We start from the raw sequence: 17,979 nt of genomic DNA on the forward strand, positions 1-17,979 counted from the left end.
CGTTTTGATCAAGCGCGTCGCTTGGCACATCCCTTGCTTTGAGTGCAGCAGTTCACGGGAACACAAAACAGGGCAAGATGGGAAAAAGAAAATGAGCTTCATACAGTCCAAACGTCTGTTGTGGATCGCTGCTGCTCTGGTGGTGTCGGTTGCGGCCACGCCGTCACACGCGCAAAGCCGCGCCGAGACATTGCGCTACATCACCGGCGCTTCCGTCAACACACTCGATCCGAACATTCCGGGATCAACCCGCGAGGCGTTCGCAGTCAGCCTCAGCACCTATGACCGTCTGGTGTCGTTTGGTCGGAAACAGCTCAACGGCAAATGGGTGTTCGATCTCGACACCATCACCGGCGAGCTCGCAGAGTCCTACGACATCAGCCCGGACGGATTGAAGATCACGCTGCGCCTGCGCAAGGACGCAAAATTCCAGGACGGCACGCCGGTAACTGCCGACGACGTCAAATGGTCACTCGATCGCGCCGTCACCGCACCGGTGCTCGGCAAGGCGCAGCTTCTCACCGGCTCGTTGACCAGCGCCGACCAGTTCAAGGTGATCGATCCCCTGACCATCGAAATCACGCTGCCGAAGCCCGATAAACTGGCGTTGCCCAATCTCGCCACGGTCTATCCGATCATCATCAATTCCAAGGTGGCCAAGGCGAATGCCACCGCGGAGGATCCCTGGGCGACGGCCTGGCTGAAGGAGCATACCGCCGGCAGCGGCGCTTATGTCATCGAAACGTTCAAGCCGGGCGAGCAGGTGATCATGAAGCGCAACGAGGCGTGGAACCGCGGGACCACGGACAAGGCCGCGTTCTTCAAGCGCGTCATTATCCAGTCGGTGCCGGAGCCGTCGACCCGTGCCAATCTGGTCGAGCGGGGCGACGCCGATATCGTCGTCGACCTGCAGGCGAGCGACGTCCAGGCACTGGAGGCCAAGGGCACGCTGCGGGTAATCTCGACACCGCAGTACAACTCCGTGACCTTCGTCTCGATGAACAATCGCATCCCACCGTTCGACAACGTCAATGTCCGCCGCGCCATTGCTTATGCGCTGCCTTACGATGCGATGTTCAAGGCGGCGCTGTTCGGCCGCGGCGCGCCGCTGTTCGGCGCCACCTGGGCGGACGGCAAGCCGCCGAGCGGCGCCTATCCGATCCCGCAGCCGGTGAAACTCGATCTCGACAAGGCAAGGGAATATCTGAAGGCCGCGGGCCTCCCGGAGGGCTTCTCCACCACCTTCAGCTTCAATGTCGGCCAGGCCTCGACGGCTGAACCGATGGCGGCGCTGGTGAAGGAATCCCTCGACAAGATCGGCATCAAGGTCGATATCCAGAAACTGCCGGATGCGCAGATGTCGACCCAGATCAACGAGAAGAAATTGCCGTTCTTTACCGAGGGCATCGTCGCGTGGCTGCCCTCGACCGACTACTTCTACCGCAACTTCTACACCGGCAACCAACGCTGGAACTACAGCTCGATCGACAATGCGGAGCTGACGGCTGTCGCCCAGGAGGCGCGCTTCGAATCCGACAAGGCGAAGTACGAAGAGGACGGCAAGAAACTCAACGCCATCCACTTCAGCGAGATGCCGCAGGTCATGCTGTGGCAGCCCGCCCAGGATGCGGTGATGGCGTCCTCGATCCAGGGCTACACCTATCAGTTCCACCGCCAGGTCGATTATCGCGACCTCAGCCGCAAGTAGTCGACACGCATGGCCTTCGGCGCAACCATCATCAGGGCAGGGAGGCGATTGCTGTCGTCCCTGCCGGCGCTGTTCGGCGTGCTGGTCTTCACCTTCCTCCTGATGCGGGTGCTGCCGGGCGATCCGGCGGTGTTCTTTGCCTCCGGGCCGAATGCCGGCAAGGAGGAGATCGAACTCATCCGCAAGCAGATGGGGCTCGACAAGCCGATCCCCAATCAGCTGCTGCTCTATCTCTCCGATGTCGGCCGCGGCAATCTCGGCCGCTCGATGATGACCGGGCAGCAGGTCACCAAGGACCTGCGTGAACGTCTGCCGGCATCGCTCGAGCTCACGCTCTCGGCGCTCCTGATTGCGCTGATATCGGCGGTGCCGCTCGGCGTGGTCGCAGCACTGAAACCGGGCTCCATCATCGACCACGGCGTACGTCTCTTCTGTTCACTCGGCGTCTGCGTGCCGACCTTCGTCTCGGGCCTGCTGCTGATCTACGTCTTCTATTATCTGCTCGGCCTGGCGCCCGATCCCACTGGCCGGGTCGATATCTTCGCTTCGCTGCCGCCGTCGAAGACCGGATTTCTGCTGATCGACTTTTTGCTCGTTGGCGATTTCGAAGGGTGGTGGGCCGCCTTCCGGCAGTTGATCCTGCCGGCGATCAGTATGGCGCTGTTCGTGATCGCGCCGCTGGCACGCATCACCCGCGCCTCGATGCTGGTGTCGCTCGGCAGCGATTTCGTGCGTACCGCGCGCTCGGTCGGTTTGTCGCGGTGGAGCACCGTCGTCACTTATGCATTACGGAACGCCATCCTGCCGGTCATCACCATCGCCGGCATCGTGTTCTCCACCATGCTGGGCGCCAATGTGCTGGTGGAGAAGGTGTTCTCCTGGCCGGGCGTTGCGTCCTACGCACTGGATGCGCTGCTCGCGTCCGATTACGCCCCCGTGCAGGGCTTTGTGCTGCTGATGGCCAGCGTGTTCGTGATTGTCAATCTTGTGGTCGATGTGCTTTACGGCATCGCCGACCCGCGGGTGACCATCACATGACCAGCGCGACACTCCGCCATGCCGCCTGGGTGCTGCGCGGCAATCCGCTGACCGGCGTTGCCGCAGCCGGCGTGCTGCTCCTGACCTTGATCGCGATCTTCGGGCCCTGGGTCGTGCCGTACGATCCGATCGCCTCGAACGTGCCGGAAGCGCTGCTGCCGCCGAGCTGGGCGCATCTCGCCGGCACCGACCAGCTGGGACGCGACGTGTTCAGCCGTTTGATTGTCGCGACACGGCTGGATCTTGCCATCGCCGTCTCGGCGGTCGGCGTCTCCTTTGTGCTCGGCGCCGTCATCGGCTCGATCTGCGGTTATGCCGGCGGGCGGCTGGATCGTAGCGTCGGCCGTTTTGTCGATGTGCTGATGGCGTTTCCGCTGTTCGTGTTGGCCATGGCAATGGTCGCTGCGCTCGGCAACCGGGTCGAGAACATCATCATCGCCACCGCCATCATCAACCTGCCGTTCTATATCCGCTTCGCCCGCGCCGAAGTGAACATCCGCCGCAACCTCGGCTGGGTGGAGGCGGCGCGCGCCTGCGGCGACAGCCACATCTCGGTGGTGTTGCGTTTCCTGCTGCCGAACATCCTGCCGGCGATGGCGGTGCAGATGTCGCTCAATCTCGGCTGGGCCATCCTCAATGCAGCCGGGCTTTCCTTCATCGGGCTCGGCGTCAAGCCGCCGACACCGGAGTGGGGCATCATGGTGGCGGAGGGCGCCCGCTTCATTTCCACCGGCCGCTGGTGGCTGGTCGCGTTTCCAGGTTTCGCATTGATGCTCGCGGTGCTGTTTTTCAACCTGCTCGGCGACGGCATCCGCGACATTCTCGATCCCCGTATGCGGACATGACCCAGCCGTTGCTCCATATCGACAATCTGCATGTGACGTTCTCGACCCGGCGCGGCCTGGTCGAGGCGGTCCGCGGTGTCACGCTGTCGGTCGGTGAGGGCGAAATGCTCGGCCTGGTCGGCGAAAGCGGCTCGGGCAAGTCGGTCACCGGTTTCGCCACCACGCGATTGCTCGATGCCGCCGGCCGGATCGCCGCGGGTCGCATCCTGTTTCGCGGCCAGGACATCACCACGATGTCCGGCGGCGATATCCGCCGTCTGCATGGTGCCGCCATGGCGATGATCTTCCAGAATCCGCGCGCGGCGCTCAATCCGATCCGCGCCGTCGGCGAGCAGATCGCCGACGCGATCCTGGCCCACCGGCGAATGCCGCGTGACAAGGCACTCACCGAGGCACTGGATCTATTACGCGCGGTGCAGATTCGCGATCCCGAACGACGGATGACCGCGTATCCGCACGAGCTCTCCGGCGGCATGTGCCAGCGGGTGATGATCGCGATTGCGATCTCCTGTAATCCGGCGCTGCTGATCGCCGACGAGCCGACCACGGGCCTCGACGTCACCACGCAGAAAGTGGTGATGGACCTGCTCGCGTCCATTGCCGCGGCGCGCGGCATGGCGACCATCCTGATCACCCACGATCTCGGTCTGGCGGCACGTTACTGCCGGCGCATCGTGGTGATGGAGCAGGGCCGACTGGTGGAGGAGGCCGAGCCGCTCACGCTGTTCCACGCCCCGAAACACGCCTACACCAAACGGCTGGTCGCGGCCTCGCCCACGGCAAGCTCGCGCATCGCCGATTTGGTGCCGGAGATCGACAGGGCCCAGTTTACAGCTCAGCCGGCCCAACCCAGGCCTCAGCCGCCGCCCGGCACGCCGCCCTTGCTGCACGTGCAGAAGCTTGCCAAGCGCTATGACCAGGGCGCGGCGGCAGTGGCCGATTTCTCCATGACCATGAGCGCCGGTGAGAGCGTTGGCCTGGTCGGGGAATCCGGCTCCGGCAAGACCACGACCTCGCGCATGATTTGCCGGCTGATCGATGCCAGCGAAGGCGAGATCGTGTTCGACGGACAGTCCATCGGGCATCTGCCGGCGCGGGATTTCCATCGCTCGCCGTTCCGCAAGGACATCCAGATCGTCTTTCAGGATCCCAACGAAAGCCTCAACCCGCGCTTCACGGCGTTCGATTGCATCGCCCATCCCTTGCTGCGGCTCGCCGGCATGCGCCCGGGCGACGCCCTGCGGCAGCGGGTCGAGGAATGCGCGTTAAGGGTAGGGCTCCAGGCGGAGCTTCTGCCCCGCTTCCCGCATCAGCTCTCCGGCGGCCAGAAGGCCCGCGTCGGTATCGCCCGCGCCATCGCCTGCCGGCCGCGCCTGCTGGTGCTGGACGAGCCGACGGCCGCGCTCGACGTCTCCGTCCAGGCCGTGGTGCTGCAGCTCCTGGACCGCCTGCGCCGCGAGGACAATCTGGCGTTCCTGTTCGTCAGCCACGACCTCAACGTGGTGCGCATGATGTGCGACCGGACCATCGTGCTGCGCAACGGCGCCATCGTGGAACAGGGTGAGAGCCGGGCGCTGTTCGCCAACCCGCAGACCGCATACACGCGCGAACTGGTCGACGCCGTGCCGCACATCGAAACCATGCCGGCGGCTGATGCAGATCGCGTCGCTGCGCCAGCTCTATAACGGTCGATTATGGGCGATGGACATCTTGATATAGCCGGCTTCGCGCAGGCGCTGTTACGGTCCCGGCGATCGTCCGTGGCACTCATCGGGCGGCATCAGCAGCAGCGGCGAGAGCCGAACAGGTCGAGGGCATCTGAACGAGACCGGCCAGACACTCGCCCAAGCCGAGCCCCGATTCGCATAAGGTATATTATGGAATATATCCATATAGAATGAAATGCGCGATCAGATGAGAATGCTGCCTCAAAGCCTTGGAAATCAACACTCATTCGTCTTTCAAAACCGGTGCGCCTGCAGCCTTGCCAGCCGGCGCCGCCACGCTGTCTCCCGCTAGAAAACTGGAAGGTTCGCCATGCGCATCGTCACCACTGCCGCCGCCCAGATGGGTCCGATCCAGAAAGCCGACAGCCGTGAATCCGTCGTCAAGCGCATGCTCGATCTGATGGATCAGGCCAAGGCCAAAGGCGCCGATCTGATCGTCTATCCGGAGCTCGCGCTGACCACCTTTTTCCCTCGCTGGTACATGGAAGATCAGGCCGAGGTCGACACCTGGTTTGAGCGCGAGATGCCGAATGCGGCTACCCGGCCGCTGTTCGAGCGCGCCGCCAAATACCAGATGGCCATGAGCTTCGGTTATGCCGAACTGACCCCCGACGGGCATCATTTCAACACCAGTATCCTGACCGACAAATCGGCTAAAATTGTCGGCGTCTATCGCAAGGTGCATCTGCCGGGGCATTCCGAATACGACACCGAGCGCTCCCACCAGCATCTGGAAAAACGCTATTTCGAGCCCGGCGACTTCGGTTTCAACGTTTGGCGGACGCTGGGCGGCATCTTCGGCATGGCGATCTGCAACGACCGGCGCTGGCCCGAGACCTATCGCGTGATGGGCCTGCAGGGCGTCGAAATGGTGCTGCTGGGCTACAACACGCCGTCGGTCAACGCGGAGAAGAGCACGGAAGGCCCGGAGAAGCGGCTGTTCCATAACAGGCTGTCGGTGCAGGCGGGCGCCTATCAGAATTCAACCTGGGTCGTCGCCGTGGCCAAGGCCGGCGACGAGGATGGCCATCCGCTGATCGGCGGCAGCCTGATTGTCGATCCCAATGGCGAGATCGTCGCCGAGGCCAAAACCGAGGACGACGAACTGCTGGTGCATCCCTGCGACCTCGATGCCACCGTGTTCGGCAAGACCACCATTTTCGACTTTGCCCGGCATCGCCGCATTGAACACTATGGCCTGATCGCCAGCCGCACCGGCGCAGTGCCGCCGCCCGAAGCTTGATCTGGATAAAGGCTTGATCTGGATATCCGAGTTGGAGATGTGAGCTGATGTCCGGCCTTTCGTTCCGTGATCTCGATCCGCGCGACCGCTACAAGCTGCTTTGTGGCGTCGTGGTGCCGCGGCCGATCGCATTGGTCACCACGCTGGATGACAACGGCGCCGTCAACGCCGCGCCGTTCAGCTTCTTCAACGTGTTCTCCGAGGATCCGCCGCTGGTCGTGCTGGGACTGCAGCACAAGGCCAACGAGAGCCCCAAGGACACCACGCGCAACATCCATCGCGACGGCGAATTCGTCATTCACATGGTGGACGAGGCGCTGGCTGCGGCGATGAACGATTGCGCGGTCGATTTTCCCTCAGGCGACAGCGAGGTCGCAGCGACCGGGCTTGCGACGCTGCCGTCGGTTGACATCAAGGTGCCCCGCCTCGCCGCGGCCCCGTTTGCGCTCGAATGCCGGCGCCACGTGTCGCTGGCCTTCGGTCCCGGGCGCGAACTGCTGGTCGGCGAAGTGCTGCGCCTGCATGCCCGCGAAAGCTTGCTCGACACGGCCAAGATGTATGTCGACATCGAAGCGTACCGGCCGATCGGCCGGCTGTTCGGCAATCTTTACGCCACCCAGCGCGATATCTTTGCGCTGACCCGCGAAAGCCACGCGCAGTGGCTGGCGCGCAGCAATGGAGCCGCCGGCGGCAAAGCGCCGGACGAGGCTCCATGAGCTGCGATCAATGAGCTGCGAACTGCACCGTGCCGAGTGCCATGGTGACGGCGGCCTGGGTCGGATCGATCACGGGAATGCCCAGCGCCTGTTCCAGCGGCTGGCGATGCCGCGCCATGCCGGCGCAGCCCATCACGATGGCGCCGGCGCCGTCCTCGTCCTTCAGCGCGCGGCCGATGTCGATCATCCTGGCGAGCGTGCCCTCGCCCGACGCGGTTTCCGCCACGCTCATGTTCAGGGGACGTTCGCCGACCATGCGCTCCATCAATCCCATCTGGCGCAGATAACGCATGTGCCGACGGATCGAGCGCTGGGCGATGGCGATGACGCCGAAACTTTCCGCACGCGCCAGCGCCGTCAGCACGCCGGATTCGGCGATGCCGAACACAGGACGGTCGGTTCCTTCGCGACAGACGTGCAAGCCGGGATCGCTGTAGCAGGCAATCACGAAGGCGGCGGAACTGTTGTCGCTTTCCACCAGCCAGCGCAGCGGCATCGTCACGCCGTCGACATCGGCCTGGCTTTCGATGCCGTAGGGGCCGTCCGCGAGGTTCGTGCACACGATCTCCGGCCCGCCGGCGAAATCGAGCGGTTTCAGCGCCTCCTCCAGCCCCTTGGTCACGATGCTGTTGGAATTGGGGTTGATGACAAGAATGCGCGGCCGGGACATGTGGTCTTTCCTCGGATTGACGACTGCGGAAGAAACGCAACGGCTGTGCCATATCTCTTCTCGCGTTGCGCTTACTCTAGCCCGTCTCCGATGCGGGATGGAAGACAACATCACGGAGCCCTGCCATGAGTCCTGCAATGACCGAACCAGTCTATGATCTCGTCATCCGCGGCGGCCGCGTCGCGACCACGACCGACGTGTTCGCCGCCGACGTCGCCATCACCGGCGAGACCATCGCCGCCATCGGCCGCGATTTGCCTGCCGGCAAGCGCGAGATCGACGCCCGCGGCAAGCTGGTGCTTCCCGGCGGTGTCGACAGCCACTGCCACATCGAGCAGCTCTCGGCCGCCGGCATCATGAACGCCGACACCTTCGAGAGCGCCACGGTTTCGGCCGCGTTCGGCGGCACCACCACGGTGATTTCGTTCGCGGCCCAGCACGTCGGCATGCAGCTGCCGCAGGTGCTCGCCGACTATCACAAGCTGGCGGAGAAGGGCGCGGTGATCGATTACGCCTTCCACATGATCATTGCCGATCCGACCAGGGAGACGCTGCAGAACGACCTGCCCGCGCTGATCAAGCAGGGCCATGGTTCGATCAAGATCTTCATGACCTACGACCGCCTCAAGATCGACGACGAGCCGCTGCTCGACATCCTGCTGGCGGCGCGCGAAAACGGCGCCCTGCTCTGCGCCCATGCCGAGAACCACGGCATCATCGCCTGGATGGTGAAGCGGCTTTTGGAACGCGGCTACACCCATCCGAAATATCACGCCGTCAGCCACGCGCGGGTTTCGGAGTCCGAGGCGTTCAACCGTCTGATCGGCATGGCCGCGCTGATCGACCAGCCGATCATGATCTACCATGTCTCGACCGCGGAGGGCGCCAAAGTGATCCGCGACGCGCGCGGACAGGGCCTCAAGGTGTTCGCGGAAACCTGCCCGCAATATCTCTTCCTCACCGCCGACGATCTCGACAAGCCCGGCGCCGAGGGCGCGAAATGGATGTGCAGTCCGCCGCCACGGCGCGCGTCCGACCAGGAGGCGCTGTGGCAGGCGCTCGCGCTCGGCGACCTGCAGACCATTTCGTCCGATCACGCGCCATATCGTTTTGACGAGACCGGCAAACTGCGCGCCGGTCCCAATCCCAACTTCAAGCAGGTCGCCAACGGCCTGCCCGGACTTGAAGTGCGCCTGCCGCTGCTGTTCGACGCCATGGTGTCCAAGGGACGTCTCGGGCTGGAGAAATTCGTCGAGCTGACCGCGACGGCGCCGGCGAAGATCTACAACCTGCATCCGCGCAAGGGCTCGATCGCCATCGGCGCCGATGCCGACCTCGCGATCTGGGATCCGGACCGCGAGGTCACCCTCACCGACGCCATGATGCACGACCTCACCGGCTACACGCCATTCGCCGGCCGCACCTTGCGCGGCTGGCCGGTCAGCGTGCTGTCCCGCGGACGTGTCATCGTCGCTGACGGCAAGCGCTCGGTCGACGCCGGCTCCGGCCGCTTCCTTCCACGCACTGGTGGCGAGGCGGCGAAGCCGACCGGACGTCTCGTTGCGGACATGGATCCGGAGCAGAATTTCGGCGCGCGGTTGCTGTAAAATGGTCTGAGGCAGCGGTCGAACAGGGATGGACCATGGTCTCTCATCGAATTGTGTCCGGTCGCGCCACGCTGGCTGCTGACGTCGGCGGCAGCGGCGCTCCTGTCGTCTTTCTGCACGCCAATGTCTGCGACAGCCGCATGTGGCGCACGCAAGTCGATCGTGTCGGCACCAGCAACACCGCGATCGCCTACGATCGGCGCGGCTTTGGCGAGACCCGCGCCGAGAAGGAAGATTTTTCCGCGGTCGCCGATCTGATGGCGGTGCTTGACGCCACGACAAACGGCGCGCCTGCGATCCTTGTCGGATGCTCGCAGGGCGGACGCATCGCACTCGACGCCGCCCTGCTCCATCCATCGCGTGTCCGCGCCATGGTTCTCATCGCGCCCACAGTGAGCGGCGCCCCCGGGCCGATCTATCCGCCCGACATCGCGGGTTTGATGGCCCGGCTGAAGCAGGCTGAGGCGGCCCGCGCCTGGGATCAGGTGAACGCGATCAAGGCCTGCCTTTTCCTGGACGGTCCACGGGCGCCTGAGGGACGCGTGATGGGCGAAGCGCGCCGGCTGTTTCTCGAGATGCATGGCGTTGCACTCAACTCGCCCCCGGTCGGAGCGAGCCGTGATGACGCAACCGCCTTCTCCCGTCTGGGCGACATAACGGTGCCGACGCTTGTGATCTGGGGTGACCTCGATTTTCCCCACGTCCAGGAACGAAGCCGCCATGTCGCGACGGCGATGCCGAACGGCGCTGGCCATGTGTTAACCGGCGCCGCCCATCTGCCGAGCCTGGAGCGGCCGGCTGACGTCACCGGCCTGCTCACTGATTTCATCAATCGCTGCTCCAGCCGCAAGGGATAGGAAGATCAGCCGGTCGGTGGCTTGCCGTTGAACACCGCCAGTTGAGCGGCAAAAGCCCGCTTGTACGCGGGGCGCGCTTCACCGCGGGCGACATAGGCGGCCACTGTCGGGAATTCATCCAGAATGCCCGAAGGTCTCAGCCTCAGCAGAACCGACACCATCATCAGGTCGCCCGCGCTGAACGCACCGTCGAGCCAGTCGGCAGCATTGCCCAGGCGGGCAGACAGTTGCACCAACCGATCACGAACGCGATCTTGGACCAGCGGCAGGCGCTCCTTGCTCCAGGGCTTGTCGCCCTCGAAGATCCTGACGGTGACGAGTTCGAGGATCGGCGGCTCCACGGTGTTGAGCGCGGCGAATATCCATGTGATCGCGCGCGCCCGGGCCTTGGCCTCGTCCGGCAGCAGGCCCGTATGCCGCTCGGCGAGATGCAGCACGATCGCTCCCGTCTCGAACAAGGCGAATTCGCCGTCCTCATAGGTCGGAATCTGGCCGAACGGATGAAGCGCCAGATGCGCCGGCTGCTTCATCGCAGGGAACGACACGAGGCGAACCTCGTAGGGTTGGCCCACTTCCTCGAGCGCCCAGCGAACACGCGTATCACGCGCCAGTCCCTTGCCGCCGTCGGGTGAGCGCTCAAAGGCGGTAATGGTGATGGTCATCGGACGATCCTTGATTCCTGCCTCACTCAACTCAATCCACCGGTGCGTTGTCGTCGCGCTCGCGCGGCGGATAATTGGCGCCCGATTCCACGATATGGCGCCGCACCGCCGCGACCAGCGCATCGATATCGCGCGCTTCGATCGCAGCAACGATTTCGGTGTGATGCGCGGCGCTTCGTTGCAGGTCGGCATGCGACGGCCAGAGCGCGATCGGTCCGGGCCTGGCGCGATTGCGGATTTCGACGATCAGCTGGGCCAGCGATCGGTTGGACGCATAACGATAGATCTCGTCATGAAACGCAGCATTGGTATTGGCCTGATCCGCTTTGCTGCCGCGCGCGACCGCGTCCTCGAACGCTTGCTGCGCAGCTTTGATCCGCCCGAGCTCCGTCGGTCCGATATGCGGGAGCGCCTGGGTGATGGCCTCGACCTCCAGCAGACTGCGGATCTGCAGCATCTCGCGCACGATGTTCAGGTCAGGCACGAACACCCGATAACCGCGGTTTGCGACATGGGTCACCATGCCTCGCGCCACCAGTTCGCTGAGTGCACCGCGGACATCGAAACGTTTGGCGGCGAAGGTTTCTTCCAGATCGATCTGCCGCAGCCATTCGCCCGGGCGATAGGCGCCTTCCAGGATCGCCGCTGCGATCTCGGCCGCCAGATGCCGCCTCGGTTCCCTCAATGCTTTTGTCATCGCCTTGCCCGTATAGCCTCTTGACACTCAAAATTATGGCGCACAAATTGGCGCCAATATAAGCGCATCTAACAAATAGCGCAGATCGGGAGAAATACCAAAGATGCCGACCATAAACCGCCGGGGCATGCTGATGATGTCCCTGCTGGGGGCCGCCGTGGGTTTTCCCACCGCCCGCGCCCAGACCGCCCCTGCCGATTATCCCGACGCCTATCGGCAGATCATCGCCGATGCCGAACGGGAAGGCAGCCTGCTGATCTATTCCATCATGTCGCCGGACAACTGGCGGCCGGTGATCGAGGGCTTCAACAAGCTCTACCCGAAGATCAAGGTCGAGACCCTCGATCTGCCGGCGTCGCGCGAGAGCTTCGAGCGTTATCTGGCCGAACGCAGCACCAACAGCCGCACCTGCGACCTGATCGCCACCGCTGATCCCGGCGGCTGGATCGATTTCCAGAAACGCGGCGAAATCATTGATTACGTCTCGCCGGAAGCGAAGGCCTGGCCGGACTGGTCGAAACCGTTTCCGGGGCTCTACACACTCTCGTCCGATCCGATGGCGCTGATCTGGAACAACACCCTGGTGCCGGAAGGCAAGCGGCCGAAGAGCTTTGCCGACTTCGTCGCACTGACCACCTCGAACGAAAAGGCTTGGCGCAACAGGATCACCAGCTACGGCGCGCACCAGACCACGTTCGGTTACGGCATCAACTATGCCTTCGTGAAGAAACACGGTGAGAAGGCCTGGGCCTGGTTTGCGGAGCTCGCCAAACTCTCGCCCCGCTTCGAGCGCTCCGGCGGACCGATGACCGAAAAGGTCACCGCCGGCGAGTACGTCACCGGTTGGTTCGTTTCGGCCATCACCTTCTGGCCGCGCCTGAACGATCCGGCGCGGGCGCGCATTCTCGGCTGGAGCTTTATCGCGGATGGTCAGCCCGTGGTGCTGCGGGGCGTGGCGATCCCGAAGGCCTCGCGCAACGTCAATGCCGCCAAGCTGATGCTCGACTACGTTATCTCCGAGGAGGGACAGCGCGCGTTCGGACGTGGAGGGCTCACCCCCGCCCGCCCCGGTATCAAGCCCGGCGACGGCATCCGCCATACCTATTCGTCAATTGCCGAGGCGGTCGGCGAGCAGAACATCGTCTATATCGGCTACGACCCCGACGCCCTGCGGGACTACGACACCTTCCTGGCGCGGTGGAAGCAGACTTTCAATGTCGCCTGAGACCACCGCAGGCACGTTCGCGCCCGCGCAGCCGGATGCACTGCCCACGCCGTTGCCTGGCCGCGACACCGCCATTCAGTACGGCATGGCGGTGCTCACTGTCGTGCTGGTCGCCGCACCTCTGGTGCCGGTGCTCTATCAGTCGCTGCTGGACCGCGCGCTTTACGATGCGGGCCAGCAGTTCACCCTGGCCAATTTCGGACGGCTGTTCCGCGCCGACGGCTTTGGCCTGGTGATCTGGAACACCGTGGTTTTCGCCACCCTCACCACGCTGATTTCCCAGATCCTCGGCACCCTCGCCGCGGTTTTGTTCGGCCGCACCGACATGCCCGCCGCACGGCTGTTCGGCGAATTGTTCCTGTGGCCGATTTATCTGTCGGCGCTGGTACTGTCGTTTGGCTGGTACACGATCTACGGACCCGCGGGTTATTTGACACTGCTGATGCAGGACCTGTTCGACGGCGCGCCGTGGAATCTCTACACCCTGCCCGGCATGGCGATGATCGCCGGCGTCTCGCAGGCGCCGGTCGCCTACATCTACTGCATGTCCTCGGCGACCATCACCGATCCCTCGCTGGAGGAAGCGGCGCGGGTCGCCGGCGCCGGCACGTTCCGGACGCTCTGGCGGATCACCCTGCCGCTACTGCTGCCCGCGATTGCCTACAGCGCCGTGTTGAATTTCACAGTCGGCCTGGAATTGCTGGCCATCCCGCTGGTGTTCGGCGATCCCGCCGGCATCACCGTGCTGACCACCTTCCTCTACAACAACGGCGTCGCGTCGGCGCGCCCCGATCATGGACTGGTCGCGACTGCTGCGGTGCTGATGCTGGTCGTGGTTTGCGCGCTGGTCTGGCTGCAGGGTCGGCTGCTCGGCAATACCAGACGCTTCGTCACCCTCGGCGGCAAGGCCACCCGCCCGCGGCCGTTCCAGCTCGACACCTTGCGCTGGCCGCTCTGTCTGGTCTCGGCGATCTACATCCTGGCGACGGTGGTCGCGCCGATCGGGGCGCTGTTGCTGCGCGCCTTCACCAGCCTGCTGTCCCCGATGGTGCCGCTTGCCGAGGTGCTGACGCTGGGCAACTTCGCCAGCATGCTCGAGTACCCGATTTATCTGCGCTCGATCTGGAACTCGTTCCTGGTCAGCGCCATCGGCGGCGTGCTGGCAACGGCGCTGATCGCGCTGATAGCCGTCATCGTGCTGCGCTCGGATTTCCGCTGGCGCAATCAGCTGCATTACGTCGCGCTGTTTCCCCGCGCCGTGCCCGGCGTCGTCGCCGGCATCGGCTTCTTCTACGCCTTTGCGCTGGTGCCCGGCCTCGGCGGCGTGCGCAACACCATCTGGATCCTGATCATCGCCTTCACCATGCATTACATCCCCGTCGGTCTCGGCGCGGTGGCGCCGATACTGATGCAGATGAGCGGCGATCTCGACCGCGCCGCCCGCGTCCAGGGCGCGGACTGGTGGACGACCAGCCGCCGCATCGTCTTGCCTTTGATGCGGCCGGCACTGGTGGCCTGCTTCACCATCCTCTTCATCACCTTCTTCAAGGAATACACCACGGCGATTTTCCTGTTCGCGCCCGGCAGCGAGGTGATCGGCACCACGCTGCTGCAGGCCTGGACCCAGGGCGAAGTCGGCCTGGTGTCGGCGCTGGCAACGCTGCAGGTGCTGGTGATCGGCACCTGCGTCACGGTGGCGCGTTTGATCTTCGGAGTGAGACTCCATGGCTGAGTTGCTGATCGAAAACCTGCACAAGCACTTCGGTGCCTTCCGCGCCGTTGACGACGTCAATATCCGTGTGGCGGATGGCGAGTTCGTCACCCTGCTGGGGCCGTCCGGCTGCGGCAAGTCGACCACGCTCGGCGCCATCGCGGGACTGGATCGGCCGACCGGCGGGCGCATCCGTGTCGGCGACAAGACCTATTTCGACGGCGACACCGGCGTTTTCCTGCCGCCCGAGGCGCGCAATTGCGGGCTGGTGTTCCAGAGTTACGCGTTGTGGCCGCACATGACGGTTTATAACAACGTCGTCTTTCCGCTGACGCTGCGTAAAGTCTCAGCCAGCGATCGCAAACGGCGGGTGGAAGAAGCGCTGGCGCTGGTCGAGATGGAGCGATTTCAGGATCGTTATCCGCACCAGTTGTCCGGCGGCCAGCAGCAGCGCGTCGCGCTGGCACGCACCCTGGTCTATCGGCCGGAAATCCTGCTGCTCGACGAGCCGCTGTCCAACCTCGACGCCAAACTGCGCGACCGCGCCCGCACATGGCTCGCCGAATTGCGCACCCGCCTCGGCCTCACCACCATCTATGTCACCCACGATCAGGTCGAGGCGCTGGCGCTGTCGGACCGGATCGTGGTGATGAACGGCGGCCGCATCACCCAGATCGGCACGCCGCAGGAGATCTACGAACATCCGGCCGACAGCTTCGTTGCCGACTTCATCGGCACCACCAATTTCCTGGCCGGCGAAGTCAGCGACACGCCGCAGGCGAATGGACAGACCAATGTCAATCTCGCGGACGGACAGCGCGTCACCATCCAGTCCGAACGCCGCCCGGCGCGCGGCGACAAGGTCACCGTCGGCTATCGGCCCGAACAGATTCGTCTCGCCACTGAGGGTGAGACCACAACGGACGGCTCGATCGTCGCCGCCAATGTGGTCAGCCATTCCTATGTCGGCGGCCGCTGGCAGATCGGCCTCGATCTCGGCGGCAACCAGATCCGCATTGAAACCCCGCATGCCATCACTGACCGCAGGTTGCGCCTGTGGCTGCCGATTGTCGGCGGCATTCTCTTTCCAGGAAATGCTCAAGGAAATATCCATGCCCAAGCCCACTGATGCCGCACCATCCGGGACCGGCCTGCCGCGCGCCGATTATGCGCCCGGCGCGCGCGGCCCCCTGAGCGGGCTGCGCATCATCGATCTCTCGCGCCTGGTCGCCGGCAATCTCCTGACACAACATCTTGCGGACTTCGGCGCCGACGTGATCAAGGTCGAGCCTCGCGAGGGCGACACACTGCGCGGCTGGCGCATCAACAATGTCGAGACCACCTGGAAAGTGCACTCGCGCAACAAGCGCAGCCTGTGCATCGAATTCCGCCACGACGACGCCGTGCCGCTGATCCGCAAAATGATCCCGGGCGCCGCAATGCTGGTGGAAAGTTTCCGGCCCGGCACCCTGGAGCAGATGGGCCTTGCGCCGGATGAACTGCTGCGCCTCGAACCGAAACTGGTGATCGTGCGCATCTCCGGCTGGGGGCAGACCGGGCCCTACCATCGCCGTCCCGGCTTCGGCACCCTGGTCGAGGGCTTCTCTGGTTTTGCCGAGATGAACGGCTTTGCCGACCGCGAACCGGTGCTGCCGCCAATGTATCTGGCGGACGCGCTGTCGGGCCTCACCGGCGCCTTCGCCGCCATGGCGGCGCTGCGCGAGGTCGAAGTCAATGGCGGACGCGGCCAGGTCGTCGACCTGCCGCTGCTCGATCCGATCTTCAATTCGCTGGGGCCGCAGGCCGCCAACTACCGCCTCACCGGCAAGATCAAGCCGCGCAGCGGCAGCCGCTCCAGCGGCTCGGTGCCGCGCAACGTCTATCGCACCCTCGACGGCGGCTGGGTTTGTCTCTCGGCCTCGACCCAGGGCATGGCCATGCGCGTGCTGCGCTCCATCGGACGCGGCGAGTTGTGCGAAGACCCGCGCTTCAAGACCAACGAGCAGCGCCTCGTCCATGTCGAAGAGCTCGACCGGATTATCGGCGAATTCATCGCCACCCGCACGGTGGACGACAACGTCGCGTTCTTCGAAGCCGCCGAAGTCACCATCGGTCCGGTCAACGACATCGCGCGGCTGATGAATGATCGCCATGTGCAGGCCCGTGCCCTGCTCGCCGACTATCCCGACGAGGACATGGGCACGTTCCCGATGCACGCGGTGCCGGCCCGCCTGTCCGAGACGCCTGGCACCATCCGCACGCCGGCGCCGCGCCTGGGACAGCACACCCGCGACATTCTGGCGGAAGCCGGGTTGACCGACGACGACATCAATGCCGCGCTCGCCTCGGGCCTGGCCAAGGAGAAGACCCCATGACAAAACCAACAAAATTCCCGGTCTGGCGCTCCGCGCTGTTCGTTCCCGCCAATGTCGAACGTTTTGTCGCAAAGGCGACCGACCGCGGCGCCGACGCGCTGATCATCGATCTCGAGGACAGCATCCCCCTGGCGCAGAAGGACGCCGCCCGCGCTTTGGTGCCCGGCATCGTCAAGCGTTTCCGCGACACCGGCCGTTCGGACGTGATGGTGCGGATCAACCAGCCGCTGGAGCTGGCCGTGCGCGACCTCGAAGCCGCCGTTATCGACGGTGTCGATGCCATCAAGATCACCAAGGTGGAAGGTCCGGAGCACCTGCGCCTGCTCGATGAGATGGTGACCCGGCTGGAAGTGAGCCGCGGACTGCCTGCCGGAAAGATCTGGTTCATCGGACTGATCGAAGCCCCTGGACCGCTGGCCAGGGCCCATGAGATCGCGCGCTCAACGCCAAGGCTCGCCGGCATCTCGCTGGGTGCGGAGGACTACGCCACCGCTATCGGCGCCAAGCCGTCGGAAGACACCATGCTGATGCCCAAACAGCAGATCGTGCAGGCCGCCTGCGCCGCCGGCATCCTGCCGCTCGGCACCATCGGTTCAGTGGCTGACTTCGCCGACCTCGACGGTTATGCTCGCATCGTGCGCCGCTCGGCGGACTTCGGTTTTGTCGGCTCCGCCTGCATCCATCCGTCGCTGGTCCCGATCCTCAACGCCGGCTTCAGTCCATCGTCCAAGGAGATTGAGGATGCCGAACGCATCGTGACCCTCGACAGGCAGGCCGCTGCCGAAGGCCGCGGCTCCTTCGCCATCGACGGCAAGATGATCGATATCCCGATCGTGCAGCGCGCCGAAGCCCTGCTCGCCCGCGCGGCTGCCATCGCCGCGCGCGGGTGATACGGACA

16 protein-coding genes are annotated in these 17,979 nt (G+C 64.4%); 13 read left to right on the forward strand and 3 right to left on the reverse strand.

The window, feature by feature from the left end; genetic code table 11:
- The first annotated feature begins 91 nt into the window (after positions 1 to 91).
- From RS897_RS32190 to RS897_RS32215, 6 genes are all read left to right on the forward strand, one after another.
- Positions 92 to 1,708, forward strand: coding sequence for an ABC transporter substrate-binding protein (locus RS897_RS32190; RefSeq protein ID WP_315832714.1), 1,617 nt, complete (start codon positions 92 to 94; stop codon positions 1,706 to 1,708).
- A gap of 9 nt (positions 1,709 to 1,717) precedes the next feature.
- Positions 1,718 to 2,746 (forward strand): ABC transporter permease, encoded by a 1,029-nt coding sequence (locus RS897_RS32195; RefSeq protein WP_315832715.1) that lies wholly within the window; start codon positions 1,718 to 1,720, stop codon positions 2,744 to 2,746.
- Complete coding sequence (locus RS897_RS32200; RefSeq protein WP_315832716.1) at positions 2,743 to 3,591, forward strand: ABC transporter permease; 849 nt, start codon at positions 2,743 to 2,745, stop codon at positions 3,589 to 3,591. Before RS897_RS32195 ends, RS897_RS32200 begins: the two co-directional genes overlap by 4 nt.
- The gene (locus RS897_RS32205) at positions 3,588 to 5,276 is read left to right on the forward strand and encodes an ATP-binding cassette domain-containing protein (RefSeq protein WP_315832717.1); all 1,689 of its coding nucleotides are present in this window, start codon (positions 3,588 to 3,590) and stop codon (positions 5,274 to 5,276) included. Before RS897_RS32200 ends, RS897_RS32205 begins: the two co-directional genes overlap by 4 nt.
- A gap of 352 nt (positions 5,277 to 5,628) precedes the next feature.
- A complete protein-coding gene (locus RS897_RS32210; protein WP_315832718.1) occupies positions 5,629 to 6,561 on the forward strand; it encodes an N-carbamoyl-D-amino-acid hydrolase in 933 nt (310 codons plus the stop codon).
- Between the two features lie 47 nt (positions 6,562 to 6,608).
- Positions 6,609 to 7,277, forward strand: a complete 669-nt coding sequence (locus tag RS897_RS32215; protein ID WP_315832719.1) for a flavin reductase family protein — start codon at positions 6,609 to 6,611, stop codon at positions 7,275 to 7,277.
- Between the two features lie 7 nt (positions 7,278 to 7,284).
- Here the strand turns inward: RS897_RS32215 and RS897_RS32220 are convergent, their stop codons facing one another.
- Positions 7,285 to 7,947 (reverse strand): aspartate/glutamate racemase family protein, encoded by a 663-nt coding sequence (locus tag RS897_RS32220; RefSeq protein ID WP_315832720.1) that lies wholly within the window; start codon positions 7,945 to 7,947, stop codon positions 7,285 to 7,287.
- 137 nt (positions 7,948 to 8,084) lie between these two features.
- On the opposite strand from RS897_RS32220, the gene hydA reads away from it, so the two are divergent.
- A complete protein-coding gene (gene hydA, locus RS897_RS32225; RefSeq protein WP_315832721.1) occupies positions 8,085 to 9,554 on the forward strand; it encodes a dihydropyrimidinase in 1,470 nt (489 codons plus the stop codon).
- A 35-nt stretch (positions 9,555 to 9,589) separates the two neighbouring features.
- Entirely contained in the window at positions 9,590 to 10,411 is an 822-nt protein-coding gene (locus tag RS897_RS32230) for an alpha/beta fold hydrolase (RefSeq protein ID WP_315832722.1), read from the forward strand.
- A gap of 5 nt (positions 10,412 to 10,416) precedes the next feature.
- Here RS897_RS32230 and RS897_RS32235 read toward each other — a convergent pair whose 3' ends face one another.
- Both RS897_RS32235 and RS897_RS32240 read right to left on the reverse strand, forming a co-directional pair.
- On the reverse strand, positions 10,417 to 11,073 hold the full coding sequence (locus RS897_RS32235; protein WP_315832723.1) for a glutathione S-transferase family protein: 657 nt from the start codon (positions 11,071 to 11,073) through the stop codon (positions 10,417 to 10,419).
- Positions 11,074 to 11,104: 31 nt separating this feature from the next.
- Entirely contained in the window at positions 11,105 to 11,770 is a 666-nt protein-coding gene (locus RS897_RS32240; protein ID WP_315832724.1) for a GntR family transcriptional regulator, read from the reverse strand.
- Between the two features lie 103 nt (positions 11,771 to 11,873).
- On the opposite strand from RS897_RS32240, the gene RS897_RS32245 reads away from it, so the two are divergent.
- From RS897_RS32245 to RS897_RS32265, 5 genes are read left to right on the forward strand one after another with little or no spacing between them, the layout of a single operon-like run.
- Positions 11,874 to 12,995 (forward strand): ABC transporter substrate-binding protein, encoded by a 1,122-nt coding sequence (locus RS897_RS32245; protein ID WP_315832725.1) that lies wholly within the window; start codon positions 11,874 to 11,876, stop codon positions 12,993 to 12,995.
- Positions 12,985 to 14,727 (forward strand): ABC transporter permease, encoded by a 1,743-nt coding sequence (locus RS897_RS32250; protein ID WP_315832726.1) that lies wholly within the window; start codon positions 12,985 to 12,987, stop codon positions 14,725 to 14,727. The genes RS897_RS32245 and RS897_RS32250 overlap by 11 nt, the downstream gene beginning before the upstream one ends.
- Positions 14,720 to 15,835 carry an ABC transporter ATP-binding protein gene (locus tag RS897_RS32255; protein WP_315832727.1) on the forward strand — a complete coding sequence of 372 codons (1,116 nt, stop codon included), beginning with the start codon at positions 14,720 to 14,722 and terminating at the stop codon, positions 15,833 to 15,835. The genes RS897_RS32250 and RS897_RS32255 overlap by 8 nt, the downstream gene beginning before the upstream one ends.
- Positions 15,819 to 17,081, forward strand: a complete 1,263-nt coding sequence (locus RS897_RS32260) for a CaiB/BaiF CoA transferase family protein (RefSeq protein WP_315832728.1) — start codon at positions 15,819 to 15,821, stop codon at positions 17,079 to 17,081. The genes RS897_RS32255 and RS897_RS32260 overlap by 17 nt, the downstream gene beginning before the upstream one ends.
- A complete protein-coding gene (locus RS897_RS32265) occupies positions 17,078 to 17,971 on the forward strand; it encodes an HpcH/HpaI aldolase/citrate lyase family protein (RefSeq protein ID WP_315832729.1) in 894 nt (297 codons plus the stop codon). The genes RS897_RS32260 and RS897_RS32265 overlap by 4 nt, the downstream gene beginning before the upstream one ends.
- Positions 17,972 to 17,979 lie beyond the last annotated feature (8 nt).

This window comes from Bradyrhizobium prioriisuperbiae, from assembly GCF_032397745.1.
Classification (GTDB): Bacteria; Pseudomonadota; Alphaproteobacteria; order Rhizobiales; family Xanthobacteraceae; genus Bradyrhizobium_A; species Bradyrhizobium_A prioriisuperbiae.